Annotated in this window: 12 protein-coding genes; 11 read left to right on the top strand and 1 reads right to left on the bottom strand. The window is 58.1% G+C overall.

Annotation, left to right across the window (positions count from 1 at the left end):
- From AUL36_RS22540 to AUL36_RS22530, 3 genes are all read left to right on the top strand, one after another.
- Positions 1-283: M10 family metallopeptidase C-terminal domain-containing protein (locus AUL36_RS22540; protein WP_374700799.1), on the top strand; the 283-nt coding region annotated here is incomplete at its 5' end.
- 52 nt (positions 284-335) lie between these two features.
- The gene (locus AUL36_RS22535) at positions 336-2,081 is read left to right on the top strand and encodes a type I secretion system permease/ATPase (protein WP_062224455.1); all 1,746 of its coding nucleotides are present in this window, start codon (positions 336-338) and stop codon (positions 2,079-2,081) included.
- Positions 2,081-3,385, top strand: a complete 1,305-nt coding sequence (locus tag AUL36_RS22530; RefSeq protein WP_062224454.1) for an HlyD family type I secretion periplasmic adaptor subunit — start codon at positions 2,081-2,083, stop codon at positions 3,383-3,385. The genes AUL36_RS22535 and AUL36_RS22530 overlap by 1 nt, the downstream gene beginning before the upstream one ends.
- An 87-nt stretch (positions 3,386-3,472) precedes the next feature.
- Here the strand turns inward: AUL36_RS22530 and AUL36_RS24075 are convergent, their stop codons facing one another.
- Positions 3,473-4,096, bottom strand: a complete 624-nt coding sequence (locus AUL36_RS24075) for a hypothetical protein (RefSeq protein WP_156418542.1) — start codon at positions 4,094-4,096, stop codon at positions 3,473-3,475.
- 183 nt (positions 4,097-4,279) lie between these two features.
- On the opposite strand from AUL36_RS24075, the gene AUL36_RS22525 reads away from it, so the two are divergent.
- From AUL36_RS22525 to AUL36_RS22490, 8 genes are all read left to right on the top strand, one after another.
- The gene (locus tag AUL36_RS22525; protein WP_062224452.1) at positions 4,280-4,696 is read left to right on the top strand and encodes a MucR family transcriptional regulator; all 417 of its coding nucleotides are present in this window, start codon (positions 4,280-4,282) and stop codon (positions 4,694-4,696) included.
- A gap of 101 nt (positions 4,697-4,797) precedes the next feature.
- Positions 4,798-5,829 (top strand): 3'-5' exonuclease, encoded by a 1,032-nt coding sequence (locus AUL36_RS22520; RefSeq protein ID WP_062224461.1) that lies wholly within the window; start codon positions 4,798-4,800, stop codon positions 5,827-5,829.
- A 1,209-nt stretch (positions 5,830-7,038) separates the two neighbouring features.
- Entirely contained in the window at positions 7,039-10,137 is a 3,099-nt protein-coding gene (locus tag AUL36_RS22515; protein ID WP_062224447.1) for an HsdM family class I SAM-dependent methyltransferase, read from the top strand.
- Positions 10,137-10,790 (top strand): hypothetical protein, encoded by a 654-nt coding sequence (locus AUL36_RS22510; RefSeq protein ID WP_062224444.1) that lies wholly within the window; start codon positions 10,137-10,139, stop codon positions 10,788-10,790. Before AUL36_RS22515 ends, AUL36_RS22510 begins: the two co-directional genes overlap by 1 nt.
- A gap of 28 nt (positions 10,791-10,818) precedes the next feature.
- Positions 10,819-11,640: a hypothetical protein gene (locus tag AUL36_RS22505; protein ID WP_244497200.1), complete on the top strand. Its 822-nt coding sequence runs from the start codon at positions 10,819-10,821 to the stop codon at positions 11,638-11,640.
- Positions 11,637-12,521: a hypothetical protein gene (locus AUL36_RS22500; RefSeq protein WP_062224442.1), complete on the top strand. Its 885-nt coding sequence runs from the start codon at positions 11,637-11,639 to the stop codon at positions 12,519-12,521. The genes AUL36_RS22505 and AUL36_RS22500 overlap by 4 nt, the downstream gene beginning before the upstream one ends.
- Positions 12,522-12,539: 18 nt before the next feature.
- The gene (locus AUL36_RS22495; protein ID WP_062224439.1) at positions 12,540-13,160 is read left to right on the top strand and encodes a hypothetical protein; all 621 of its coding nucleotides are present in this window, start codon (positions 12,540-12,542) and stop codon (positions 13,158-13,160) included.
- 110 nt (positions 13,161-13,270) lie between these two features.
- Positions 13,271-14,638 carry a hypothetical protein gene (locus AUL36_RS22490; RefSeq protein ID WP_062224437.1) on the top strand — a complete coding sequence of 456 codons (1,368 nt, stop codon included), beginning with the start codon at positions 13,271-13,273 and terminating at the stop codon, positions 14,636-14,638.
- The last annotated feature ends 212 nt before the right edge of the window (positions 14,639-14,850 follow it).

The following is a 14,850-nucleotide window of genomic DNA, read 5'->3' as shown; positions in this document are numbered from 1 at the left end:
TGGCGAAGGCGACGATGTCATGACGGGAGGAAACGGAAACGACACGTTCGTTTTCGCGGCCGGGTTTGGAAAGGACACCATCACGGACTTCTCTGCAGGAGCTGGAGCGACAGACATCGTCCAATTCGACCATACGATCTTCGCTGACTATGCCGCAGTGTTGGCGGCCGCGGCACAGGTTGGAGCAGACACTATTATTACCGTGGATGCAGACAACTCACTAACGTTGAAGAACGTGAGCCTGTCGAACCTGCATCAGGATGACTTCCGCTTCGTCTCATGACGAAGCGGAAGTCCCGGTTGCACTAAAGCCAATCATCAGGGCGAGAACGTCTATGTCATCCAATATGCGGAGTTCGGTCTCCGAACTCTCGTCTGCACTTCGCAGCTGCCGCGCCGCCTTTTGGGGCATCGGAGCAATGAGCGGAATGTTGAACGTTCTCGCCCTGACCGGCTCTCTGTTCATGCTGCAGGTCTATGACAGGGTCATACCCAGTCGCAGTGTCTCAACACTGATCGGGCTCTCGATCATCGTTGGTGTTCTGTACGTGTTTCAGGGGGCCCTCGATGCCTTGCGCATGCGAGTTCTGTCCTGGAGCAGTTCGCTCCTCGACGAACGCGTCGGGCGCCGTGTGTTCGATGCTGCGGGACAGGTGTCGCTTCGCATTCGTCCAACAGGGGACGGGCTCCAGCCACAGCGGGATCTCGATCAGGTACGCGGCTATCTCTCCAGCACCGGACCAACGGCGTTCTTCGATCTGCCCTGGATACCTTTGTATCTCGGTATCTGCTTCCTTTTTCATTTCTGGATTGGCGTCCTGGCTACAGCAGGTGCTCTGATCCTTTGCGCTTTGACGCTGATGACCGAACTCCTGACCGTAGGGCCCGCCAAGGAAGCTGCTGCTGCCGGGGTCAAACGGAACATGCTTGCCGAGTCCACTCGCCGCAACGCGGAGGTCTTGCAAGCCATGGGGTTCGCGGGGCAGCTCGGCCGACATTGGGAGACGGCCAACTCGAGCTACACTCAGAGCCAGCGGCGTGTCGGGAATGTCGCTTCTAGCTTGGGTTCCGCATCCAAGATTGCGCGCATGATCCTTCAATCCGCCATCCTTGGCATGGGGGCTTGGCTTGTTATCCATGGGCAGGCATCGGGCGGCATCATGATCGCGAGTTCGATCATGATGTCACGCGCACTCGCTCCTGTTGAATTGGCCATCGGAAGCTGGAAGAGCTTCGTTGCAGCACGCCAGAGTTGGGGGCGTTTGAACAAGCTGCTCCAAACGATCCCTGCGGTCTCTCAACCCTTAGAGCTACCAAAGCCGAAGTCCAAGCTGACAGTGGAAACGTTGAGCGTTGCCCCTCCGGGCGATCAGCGTCTTGTCGTCACTGATGCGTCATTCGAATTGTCCGCTGGACAAGCGCTCGGCATCATCGGTCCAAGCGCCTCCGGGAAGTCATCTCTTTCTAGAGCGTTGGTCGGGGTATGGCATCCCGCGCGAGGCAAAGTTCGCCTCGATGGAGCTTCCCTCGATCAATGGACACCGGAGACGCTTGGGCCCTCTATTGGTTATCTTCCGCAGGACATCGAACTCTTCGCCGGATCAATCGCGCAAAATATCAGCCGCTTCGACGAGCAGCCCGACGCAAGCGCCATCATCGCAGCCGCTCAGGCAGCGGGAGTTCACGAGTTGATCCTGCGCCTGACCGACGGCTACGAGACGCAGATTGGCGAAGGGGGCGCCGTTCTGTCCGCAGGCCAACGCCAGAGGGTCGCGTTGGCGCGCGCACTCTACCGTGATCCGTTCCTGGTGGTTTTGGACGAACCAAATTCCAACCTCGACGCGGAAGGTGAGACCGCGCTGACCGAAGCCATCCTTTCGGTGCGAGCTCGAGGCGGTATTGTCGTTCTGGTCGCACATCGTCCAAACGCGCTGTCTGGCGTGGATCATGTTCTTGCGATGGCCAATGGGCGGGTCCAGGCATTCGGGCCCAAGGAGGAGATCCTGGGGAAAGTGCTTCAGCGTCCCACCGTGGTGGGCGGTATGCGCATCTCTGCCCCCGGTGAAGGAAAGGCATCCTGATGACGATGCGCTCGAACGCACAACGCGCCATCCGGCGTAATCTCGTCATTGGATTGGCATTGGTCGCCCTTCTGTCGGTAGGGGCAGGTGGCTGGGCTGCCACGACGCCACTCGCTGGGGCAATCATCTCAACCGGCACTCTTGTCGTAAACAGCCATGTCAAAAAGGTGCAGCATTCAACGGGTGGGATTGTCGCGTCGATCGCCGTCACTAATGGAAGTCATGTCAAGGCTGGGGACATCCTTCTGCGGCTCGATGAAACCCAGACCCGCGCCAATCTTGCGATCGTGGAACGACGTCTTGTCGAGTTGAACGCGCGGGAAGCTCGTCTCGCAGCAGAGCGTGACGGCAGGAGTGATATCGACTTCGGCAACTCGCTGGAGACCGATGTGACCGACGCCGATATCCAGAAGGCTGTGAATGGAGAACGCCAGCTGTTCGCGGCCCGGCAGAGCTTTCGCGCTGGACAAAAAGCGCAGTTGGGCGAGCGCATGGTGCAGCTGGCACAGGAAATACAAGGGCTCGAAGTGCAGGTCGTTGGCAAGGATCAGGAGATCCTGCTGATCCGGAAAGAGCTGGGCGGCGTCCAGCAGCTACTCGCACAGGGCCTTATGCAGGTGACGCGCGTCAATAGTCTCGAGCGCGAGGCTGCTCGCCTGACGAGCGAACGCGGTGCGTTGATCGCCTCCATCGCACAGGCCAAAGGACGAATTGCCGAAACGCAGCTTCAACGCATCCAGATCGACGAGGATCTACAGCGGGAGGTCGCGACCGAAATCCGCGAGATCAACACCCAGATCGGAGAGTTCGACGAGCGAAGGGTCGCTGCCCTCGACCAACTGAAGCGAACCGACTTGCGTGCGCCGCAAGACGGAATCGTGCATGAACTCGCTGTCCATACCACGGACGCGGTTCTAGCCCCCGGCGAAGTGGCCATGTTGATCGTGCCGGTCTCCGATAAGCTGGAAGCCGAAGTTCGGATTGCTCCGCAAGATATCGACCAGCTTGTTGCGGGCCAATCGGTCAACCTTCGCTTCTCGGCATTCCATCAGGGTACGACGCCTGAAGTGGAGGGCCGGATCTCCTACGTCGGAGCGGACCTGACTCATGAACCACAGACGGGATTGTCCTACTATCAGGCAAGAGTTCAGATCGAGGCGGAGGCTCTTGACAAACTGGGCAACGTCAAACTCGTGCCGGGCATGCCGGTCGAGGCCTTCGTTAAAACGGGCGACCGGACAGCCCTATCATACCTGATGAAGCCGCTTATGGATCAGGTCGAACGAGCTTTCAAAGAAGGATAGCGAAACGAGCTCATCGGCCGAGCTCGTTCTATTCCAACTCAGCATGAAGCTCCGTAAGGAAGCTCAGCCAGGAGGAAAAGGCGGCGTTCAGTTCCCTAACCGCCTCATCAGTCTGCGCGATTGACGCAGAAGATCGCACTTCCACCGATCCTGGAATTCGAGGCCCTTCATGCGGGCGCGTCGAAGCGCAACGGATTTCGAGAGCTTCCGATTGGAGCCGGTGGAGAAGGGCATGGCTGAGGGGATCGGCGTCGAAGCTGACGCAGCCATCGTTTCCGGGGCCTGCTCCTGAACAATGGGAGGCTGATTGTGCAATCGTCCCTCTGGAGGACGGCTTTCTATGACCTTCCCAGATTGAACCCGCTCTTCCTTACGATAAGGTAGGCTCGCTTCCATCCCATCTGCTACCGACTTCGTCGATCCATTCTCGGTAATAGGCTGACGGGTTTCAAGAATACGCGAGGGACGCTTGATTTCCCCCTCCCCAAGATTGCCTGTGGCTTCGTTCGTGTCGCGGAGTTCCCTCTGGCGCGGAGCGAGAGGGGGTAAAACACCAGCAGAGAGCGCCGGCTGATCGTCCTGCTGATCCGACTGCAGCAAGCTCTTCAATTCCTTGCCGATTGCGCCGCTCCAAAGCGACGGTTCCGATGTCTTGTTGAGTTTGGAACGGCGTTTGTATTCCACCGCAAACGGCGCAATTGGACGTTTCATGAATCGATATCAATCTCTGGTGGAAAGATGAAAATCCCCGGTTGATGATGGGCCGGGGTTCGCCCATCATTACATTCGCTTCGTTGCAGTGCAATTCAGCATCTGCTGTATCTTTGCCGTCGCGACTTGTCCCGAGCACCGATGCGGCGTACCTCCCTTGCTCCTGTGCTTGAAGGATGCTGCATGACATCGCCGAACCATCAAGAAGCGCTCGAACAGGTCACAGAGATCGTGTCGGCTTACGTGAGCAACAATCATGTTCCCCGCGAGGAACTGGTCAAGCTGATCGGGGAAGTGTTCAGCGCCCTGAAAGGTGTGGAGGCTTCGAAAGCTGAAGCTAAGGCCGAGGCTGCCACTCAACTGGTACCGGCAGTCCCCATCCGTAAGTCGATCACGCCCGACCATCTCATCAGTCTGGAGGATGGGAAGCCCTACAAATCGCTCAAGCGTCACCTCAAGGTTCAGTACGGCATGACACCTGAGCAGTACCGCGCGAAATGGGGCTTACCATCGGACTACCCCATGGTGGCGCCAAACTACGCTGCCAAGCGTTCGGAACTCGCGCTCCAAATGGGCCTGGGTCGCAAGGCGCCGTCCTGAACCCTTCCGAAAGCCGGATGGGATGAGACTGGCCCGAGTTGGCAGCTCGCGATGTCATAGTCTGCCGTGAACCATCCAGATCGAGAGAAGGAGCGATGACCATGGGGCAAAACCGATCCCTTCAGATCGATCTCTTTGGTCCGGAGTCTGCCTCCTTGCCGGTGCCTATCCGTAAAGGGGACGCCAAGCCTCGCAGGTTGGATAGCACGGCGAAGCCAAAGCGAGGGATCCTGGCCTCCTCTGACGAGGAAGCGTTGGTTCGCGAACTGGAAGAAACCGGCCGCTATCGCGTGCTGCGCCAGCTCGAACCGCGCCCAGTGAAGGCGGACCTTTGGCCTTCCTCAGACAGATCACCGTCGGCTTGGCCACGCCTTGGTGTCATTCTCGATACCGAGACCACCGGTCTGGATCATAACTCGCATGAGGTGATCGAGCTTGGCATGGTCGCTTTCACCTACGACCAAACGAGCATCCAGGACGTCGTTGGGGTTTACTCCGCCCTGCAGCAGCCATCGACACCGATCACGGCGGAGATCACTCGCATCACCGGCATCACGGATGAGATGGTGGCGGGCCAGCGGATCGATCTGGGAGCCGTGGAGAACTTCATCGAGACGGCCGATCTGGTGATCGCCCACAATGCACGGTTCGACCGCCCCTTCTGCGAGAAGCTGGCTCCCGGGTTCGACATCAAGCCCTGGGCCTGTTCCGTCGCAGAGATCGATTGGGTGGGGCTTGGTTTCGAGGGCACCAAGCTGGGCTATCTTATCGGCCAGAGTGGCTTCTTCCATAACGGCCATCGCGCGATCGACGACTGCCATGCCCTCCTGGAGGTATTGAGCCAAGCCTCGCGAACAGACGCTCTTCCCGCCTTCCAGCAGCTGATTGCGTCAGCTGAGAGAACTCGGTTGCGAATTCATGCCATAGGCTCTCCATTCCACACGAAGGACGTCCTGAAGGCTCGCGGCTATCGCTGGAGTGACGGCATGGGCGGCAAGCCCAAATGTTGGTGGTGCGAGGTGGGAGAGGACGCCTTCGAGGAGGAATTGCAGTTCTTAGAAGAGGAAATCTACGGCGGAACCATGCAGGGTCATATCGAGCGGCTGACGGCCTGCGAGCGGTTCAAAGGGTAGGTTCTCGCGATGTGAGGCGTTTGGCAGCAATGCTTAATTCCGCGGAGCCACACGTACCTCCATGGCGGTTATGGCAGCTTTGCGCCCATCTCAGCCGTCCAAATTAACCCCGCGCGATCCTGAAACCTGCCGTTCGTAAACTAAGCTCGGGGCGACGGTCAAAACGACTAGCATTGGGACGTTGCTGCCGGTCGCCGGTATGCCTCAGCTTGAGGGTGGGAGCAGGAGCCATCCACACTATCAATCGAAAACGACTTCGCCAAGCTTAAGGCGCTGTTGCGAGCCAGCGCCGAGCACACCGTCGACGCACTCTGGAAAGCCGTCGGCGACCTCGTCCCGGCTTTCACACCAGGAGAATGCGCCAACTGCTTTCAAGCCGCAGGATACGATGCAGCGTGAACCGGATCTGCTCTAGATTTCGGAGACGCAACTTCCGCCATCTGTCGCCATTCAAGTCCGCACCGATCATCCGGCGGGTGTTCAAACCAGCGCCGCCGTTTCCACGACAGTGTACGGCGACTTTCGAGCTGCCCCCCTTCAGCTACACCCTCAACGTCTTCTAGGCGCCACCTTCCGGGACATGTTGCACGGTCAGCAGCGCCTATCATAGGGCTCACCGTACTAGTCTTCGCTATCCTCGCTGCCAGATCCTAGGTCGCTGCATAGAACAATGAGGGTACAGACGCGGGGTTAACCCCGCATTGATCTGCGTGCCATTCCCAGCTAATCCAGCCTAATGCGCTACACTCAAAGCCAGATTCGCGAGCTGCTTTCTATCTCCGTGGATGCCCTGCGGACGTGGCGCCATGCCATCCCGGCTTTGGCTGAGCATAAGGGTCACGCTCCAAGCTTCACACCTGGGGACGTCGTCGCGATGGCGATCGTGGCGGAACTGGTCAGAGATTTTGGTGTCCGTGTTGGCACAGTGGGCGACCGTTTCGATGAACTGTTCAGGGAGTGTCGCGGAAAATCTTGGCTCTCGCTGGAAACCTGCGTTGCCCTAATCGAAGCGGATAGCATCCGTCTCGTTGACGCTGGCACGTCGATGCGTCCGTCGCTCGACGCCTCCACTCTACGCGTTCCTTGTGGACCCATCGTGTCGCGTTTGAGGTCGGCGCTGACGACTACTGAGGCGGATCTCGCTCAAGGCTATCTGAAGTTTCGCCCTACAGCGATCGGCTCGCAAACCGAACGACGTGGAAGACGAGCATGACCACTAGCCTGGCATCCGCATTGGCGCCGGAGTGGAAAGACCGCTTGGGGCTCACACACCGGCGCTCGCCTGAACTTTACGAGTCAGCCGAGGCCGTCAGCGACGTTCCACACGCGCCGGCTATCCGAGCCGCTCTCACCGAGATGGGTGTATCGGCGATCTTCTGCGTACAAGGCGTCCCGACCGTCGCGATTCTAGAAGCCGATCACTACGACCGCGCGGCCGTTATCGATCTTCACGGCGCACTCTGGAATCAGGGCCTAGCCAGCCTGTTGCTGGTTATCGCCGACGATACGCTCAGAGCGTTTTCGCTCGCCCGTACGCCGTGGAGCGATCCAGGCGACGCCTTCGAGACGCGTTGCCTTATCGACAGCCTCAGCCTGACAACCGAAGCCCTGCGGTTTCAGAACCTGATATACGGTACAGAATCCGGACGTCTCTGGAAAGACTACGAAGAGTATTTCCCCCCGAAAGAACGCATCGATCAGGTACTCCTCGAGAATCTGAATGCGTCCCATGATCTCCTGCAGAAGGCTGCACTCGCTCCCGATGCGGCTCAGGCCCTGCTCATACAGGCGATGTTTATCGCCTACCTTGAGGACCGTGAGATCGTAACGCCCGCCTACTTTGCCGCCGTCTCCGACAATAGCGCGGTGAGTTTTTCGACGCTGCTGGAAACGGGCGACGTCAATCTCTTCCGGTCCTTCTTCCGGACACTCCATGCGGATTTCAACGGCGATCTATTCGTGGCGCCGTGCTCCTTCGAACCAAGGAGCCAGACACCAGAAATCACACCCGCCCATTTGACGATCCTGGCGCGGTTCCGGTCAGGCCGTGAGGAAATGGCCCATTCCGGACAGCAGCGGTTCTGGGGCTATGACTTCCGCTATATCCCGATCGAACTGGTCAGCGCCGTCTACGATCGCTTCTTAGGCGAACGCGAGGCCGAACGTCGCGCCAGCGGCGCCTACTACACGCCGATGTTCCTTGCCGACACCGTAGTTTCCCAGGCGTGGGAGATGTTGCCGGATGCGGCGCGAACGACCGGAAACTTCCTCGACCCTGCCTGCGGTTCGGGCGTTTTCCTCGTCCGCTCATTCCAGCGGCTCTGTGAACACTGGCGCGCCAAGCACAAGACGCAGACGATTTCTTGGAAGACGCTGCTGTCCTTGCTGAGCCAGATCCACGGCTGGGATCTGAATGGCGGCGCCGTTCGGGTGGCCGTGTTCTCGCTTTACGTCGCCCTCCTGGAAGAGGTGTCGCCACGCGACATTCGCAAGCTCATCACCCGCGGAAAACTCCTCCCTGAACTATGGGGCAAGAGCCTTGTCTGCCGCGACTTCTTTGAGGTTTCGCCGGACAGCCTGCGATATGAGGTTATCATCGGCAATCCGCCGTGGACCAGCCGCCGCGGTCCGGCTCGGCCTTCCGTTCAGTGGAGCAAGAAAGAAGGGCACCCCATGCCCGGCGGCGAGGACGCTTGGGCATTCACTTGGAAGGCGTTGTCACATCTCGCCGATGGCGGACTCATTGCGTTTCTGCTGCCGGCGATGGGGTTTCTACACAACCATGCCCAAAACACGGTCCAGGCGCGTAATGCGTTCTTCCGAAAATCTCACGTCCGCCGCGTCATCAACTTCGCTGACCTTCGATTCCAGCTCTTTGAGAAAGCGCATCGCCCCGCTGCTCTGATTATCTACGGCTGCACCAATCCGGATAACTTTCCGTATAGCTTCGACTACTGGGCGCCAAAGGCTGACCTTAATCTGCGCATCAAGCGCGTCATTACGCTGAGCAGCGTGGACAAGGCCTCGCTCGGAGTGGGCGCGGTCCTGGATAACCCGCTTATCTTCAAGCAGCGCCTCTGGATGCGCGAGCCGGACGCCAAACTCTTCGCCTATCTTGCGAGGCTTCCCAAACTCGGGGCCTTCATCAGCGATTACGGCAGCCTGAGCCGTCGCCGCGAAAATCTAGGCAATCGATGGGTCATCGGGCAAGGCTATCAGCCCTTCAACGAGGACAGCGAAGGAGATGCGCCTCCGCTCGCCAGCGAGTATGTCGGTCGACTGCCTGACCTGCCCATTGGAGCCTATTCACGCCTAGCGCAGGCTGCAGATGGCTTGCTGCCCGCAACCTCATCGATAGTCCGTCGCCGCGGGTTTGAAGCGGGGTTCGATGAAACGCGTATCCTTGTCCCGCAGGGTGTGGAGACCTCACAGAACCGTCTCAGGGCCGCCTACTGCGATGAGCCGCTAACCTTCGAGCACATCTTCCAAGCGATCGTGGTGCCGGATGGTCAAAGCGATCGAGCAAAGGTCCTCACCGCGTTCCTCAATAGTCGCATTGCGGTCTGGTACGCATTTCACGGCACGGCTTTTTTCGGATCTGATCGGCCGAAAGTACAACAGGCTGACTTGTTGCGTTTGCCGTTTCCGTCACCCGCTGATCTCCCTGATCCAGGCCCGGCCCACCAAGCCGCTCTTGAGTTGATCGCCATAATCGATGACGCGCGCGAACGCTCTATGGAGCCCTTTGCGATGCAGATTGACGAGGGCGAGAGTCTCCGCAGGATCGATCAGCTCGCCTACCAATATTTCTGCCTGTCGCCCGATGAGATCGCGCTGATCGACGACACCGTCGAGATGATCTTGCCCGCGCTTCAGCCCCATGAAGGTCACTTCCCGAAACTCTGGGGGGCACCTGACGAACCGCAACGCGCTCTATACGCGCACACATTGTCGGCGAGCCTCGCGGACTGGTTCAAAGGCAAGAAGATCGATGCCCGTCTCGTCGCGCGCAGCGCTGACTTGGCGATCCTGCGCCTGCATCTCGGCGGCCATGACGACTACGCCGAAGATGCTGGCAGCGAACTCAGCGACGTACTCGAGCAGCTTGCAGCCCACATCCACAGGCCCCTCGACGGCAATTTCCAGCTCATGCCAGATATGCGCGTCTTCGTCGGTGAGTACCTTTACCTCATCAAGCCTATGCAAATGCGCTTCTGGCTACGCTCCACCGCGCTCGCCGATGCTGATGGGATAGCGCTCGACCTCCAGCAGGCCGCCGCCGTGCCGCATCAGCGGGGCGCAAACTGATGCTGATCGGCGATGTGCAGGGGTGGGTCGACAACTTCGTTTCGTTTGATGATCGCTTCCTAGAGAGAATCGCGTCGGCGTGGCCGGCGTGCATGGCGGTTCTTCCCGAACAGCCTGGGGAAGATGACATCACCATCAACCTCGTCGATCGCCTCGCCAATGACGTTGTGGTGCGTCGGTTATGCCATTGGGTCGAGTACCAGTTCGAGCCGTTCGGCCTAGCGGCTGACGGGTCGAAATACAGCAAGGGCATCATCGACATCGCCGTGCTTTTCGACTGGGATCGGGAGCGATACCTCGCCTATGAGTGTAAGCGGCTCAACGTGATCAACGGCGGAAGCCGCAGTTCCCTGGCCACCGTGTACGTCACACAGGGCATGATGCGTTTTCTCACCGAGCAATATGCCGAGCAGCTACCTGTGGGGTGCATGCTTGGTTACGTGCTCGACGGCGACGTGCCCTTTGCCAATTCACGGATTGCCGACGCCATCGGCAGCCATGTCCCTCTCGCGCTCGCTGAGGGGCCTACACCCCTTGCCGCAATCGAAACGATCGAGCGCTTCCGCACAAGGCACACCCGCCAAGCCGGATCACAGATCGAACTTCGCCACGCGCTATTTTCGAAATCACCTCCGATAGAAACAAACGGCTGACAAGCCGAGTATCGGCGAGGATAAGCCTTTGGATAGCAGCAAGATCATCGAGAATGCAGTCAGCAAGCTCGCAAACAGCATGCGAATTTACGTTGAAGCGCAAATGCGTTTTGGCGAATTGTTCAAGATCGACGCCGAAGAAGCGATTGATAATGTCGATCGTTGCTTCGAGATGAAGCTTGAGGCGTTCCATACGCTTTATGATGTCTCAAAGAAGCTATTCCCCTATTTTAATCATGGGGATACCGCCCTGATTATAGCCATACGAAACGCAACCCATCATCGCGATCATCCACTCTTCATAAGTCTGAAGCGACGCCTGCACCTCGAGCGAGGTGGAATAGAATCCTGGATCGGCGCATCCTTTTTGCTCGCCAACCACCCGACGGCCCACGGCGCTCCGATCTTAATGTCCCACCATATAAGATTGGACGACTTGGACGCACGCCTCGACCCTTCGCGTGCATCGCCATATCTGGACGTCTCTGTGAAAGGTGCAAAAGCAACCAGCCGGTTTACGGTGATCGATTCCCAACTCGGACTGCCAGAAATCCGCGCTTTCCGTTCGCAGCACAGATACCCCGACGATCAAGCATATCTCGATCTTATGCCGATTTTTGTCTCGGCTACGTGCAAGGTCTTCAAAGCGCTGAAGGCTGAAGGCATAAATTTCAACGGTTTCGACGCCAGTACCTATCTCATCCCCTTCACGTCAGAGCTCGCTATTGACCTTTCTAGTCGAAAATTCACGCAGTTGCGCCTGCGTGGATTTGGGCCACTCGACCTTATACCCATTCCCATCGAGCAAGAGCGGAACCGTGATGCGGCAGCGGACGCAGATCGAGCATGAGTTCATGGACATTGGATGATCTGCGCCGTCTCGATCTGAAATATGCAGAGGAAGGTATCCATATCCATAAGCGGCCATTCTGGGCCGCGACAGAAATCCTCGGCTCCAGCTTCGTCATCGGCATTGGCGGGAACCCCGAAGTCAAGCGGATCATGGACGCCTATGCCGCCATGATGCCCGAGGTCGACACCAACTGGCCAGGCGCTGGGATAGGTTTCGCCGCCTCCGTCGATCAGGTACGCAAGCTGACATTTCCGGTCGTGTTCGGCCAGGTCTCTCTCCAACCTTGGCAGGTCGCGGGCTTCGCCAGCGCCGAAGAATGGTGGATCTGGTGCCGACAGGATAGAGCAATTGCAGGGGACGTCGCTTTCTCGGTCGCCGACCTCCACGATTTCACCAATGGCCTGAGTGAAATCGAACACGCGATACCGGCGGCAACGACATTATGGCGCATGGCGCGGTCCAACATCGAGGACGTTGCCAACACGCTACCGACCTCCTTCAGTCATGACTCAGTCATTCAGCCGATTTGTATGGTCGCCGAACTCTCGATGAAGGCATCCCTCGTCCACGACGGCACCGACCCGGATTCCTTCCGGAAAGGCAAGAATGGTCACAATCTGTCATCGATAACTCTTCGCATGGCGGAAGGACGCCCCCACCGCGATGATGCGCGGGTTCAGGCCATTGTCGGTGCACTGCCGCCCTACGTCGAAAGCCGGTACAAGCCTGCCGGATTAAAGCGGCTTCAGGTCGTGAAACTCGCCCTCGGCGTACAGTTCGTCGCCGCGTCAAGCCTTCGGCGGCTGACTCGGGCTGATCTCGCCCTCCAGATGGAAGGCGACGAGTGGCCTGGCTCGCGACAGCCATTCGCCATGTAAAGATATTTAGGATTTGCTATGCCCTATGAGGAACTCATCGACCTATTGAGCTCACGCAATGCTCTCATCGTGCATTGCTCCCGGCCAGGGAAAGGTGACGAAGGGCTGGACGGTCCCCTGTTTCCCGACGATCTGCGCGATGCCATCAAGGTTTGCGACACCGGCGTCGGCGACGTGAGTTGTTCTGTGATTTGGCCTGGCCACTGCAAGACCTTCGGCTCTATCGGCATCGTGCTCAAGCCTTGTTCCATCGCTTCAATCACGTCCGCCCACCCGACTGATGCCGGCACCGTTCGGGATACGAACGGCTGCCGAACGGGCCTTGGCACACCCTACTCCCGGCAGGCTGTCATGGACACCTTCGCCAATTCGACAGACTATAACGAATGGACGGTCATGGACGCGAACACCATCGGCGTCTTTATTAACCTCCAGGATCCACCCCTCGAAGTCGCCAAGATCGTTGATCTCACACAATTGGCCGACTATAACGCTACCATTATGCCCGCCGAAATCGTGATGCCACAGCAAATCATTCTCAATGAGGTGTGCGCTGCTTTTCCAATTGTGCCTGTTTACGCCTTTCTCGATACTGATATTTTTCAAATTGGCATTGAGGAAAAGGCGCTTTATCAGTAATTCGAAAGGACAATGGACTTAATTTTATCTGGCGATATTAAATATAAATGATACGAAATTCCGTAGATAATTTAATTTTATTCGACATCGCATTCCTGAGGTAGAGCACCGTGGATTCCGAATTTATTGATCTCGATATTTTACTGACAAAAATTCGTAACCCCCAATCGAAAATCTACTTTCTCGACGCGGTGAAGGCCTACAAGGCTGGTGCGCTGCGCGCTTCGTTGACGTCTGTCTGGGTTGCCCTCGTCTATGATCTTATCGCCAAGTATCGCGAGTTGAGCGCCATGGGCGATGCGGCCGCGACGACCTTCATCACCGCTTGGGATAACGCCACCACCGCAGCCGACATCAGGAAGCTGCTTCAGCTTGAGGCGGATATTCTCGAAGATGCGACCGCCAACACCCAGGTCGTCAACCGCATCGCTCAAAATCAGTTGGCACGCCTTCGCGAAGACAGGCATCTCTGCGCCCATCCGGCGTTCTCGGCAGAAGCTGAACTGTTCGAGCCGTCGCCTGAACTGGCGCGCCTTCACCTGGTCAATGCGGTCGATCTCGTCCTCTCGCAGGAGCCCTTGCAAGGCAAGGCGATCTTCGACCTTTTCGACATCGATGTGCAATCGTCCGGTTTCCCTACCGCTCATGCGCGCATTCTTGACTATGTCGAACAGCGCTATCTCGCCCGCGTCCGCACCCAGAACATCCGCAATTTCGGTATGGTGCTAGCGAAATCCCTGCTTAAGGGCGTGCCAGCCCAGTGGGAAACCCAACAGCGTAAGATCACCTCTTCCCTTGTTGCGGTGCGCGAACGCGCCGCCCCGTCATGGCCAGACATCTCCGCCATGATCGTCAGGCTGATCGACGGCCTCGACCCCCAACACAGACCCCGCGCAATCGCGTTTATCGCATCCTTCCCGGACTTCTGGATGCTTCTAATGGAACCGACGCGGATGGCCCTACAGGCGACGATCGACAACGCCGACGCAGCTACGATCGCAGATTACCGCATTCTCACAGGCGTAACCTTGCCGCACTTCCGGGCTCCACTCCTTGCAGTGATCGCGGCCTTGAATCGGGAACATCTGGCTAATGCAATCGCCATGCAGCCGCTAGCCGACCTCTGGCCTCGCGCGGTCGCGCTGTATCAGGAGTCCGAAAGTTGGCGTGGCTCAGAAGCCAATTTTCGCGACCTGATCTCCCCATTTGCTGGGCGCCTAGCCAGCCAGCAGATCGATCAGCTTCTCGATGCCATCCTCGAGAATGGTCAAAACTGGGACGCTGCCGAAACCGACACACTGCTAGTTGAAGTCCTCCGCAACGCGGTAGCAGCTAACCAGCCAACCCCGGATGCGCGCAATCGCTTCTATCAGCATGTCCGCCGCATGCGCCGTACCAATAAATATGATGAAGTTCTGACTTTTCTTCAGGCTGATGGCTGGGTCCTGCCTCCACCGGAACAGGTCGACGATGACTAAGTCAGGCTAATCTGCCCGCGGCTCAAGAAGACGTGGATCAGCTTGTACATTTGGTTCGCGATGTCCGCTTCGGGAAAAATGCGCAGTCGGGTGGACGGCAGTAATGGGCCGGTTTTCGGAATGGCAGCTTTCCACGCAATCAACTCGAAAGCTGCCGGTCGGCTTTCGGCCCGTCACTTGGTTTCATCCCGTAAGCCGTTCGCGCAGTCTCA

Source organism: Aureimonas sp. D3 (genome assembly GCF_001463805.1).
GTDB lineage: Bacteria > Pseudomonadota > Alphaproteobacteria > Rhizobiales > Rhizobiaceae > Aureimonas > Aureimonas ureilytica_A.
Note: the sequence above shows the minus strand (reverse complement) of the source record. Positions and strands in the feature narration are given on the sequence as shown.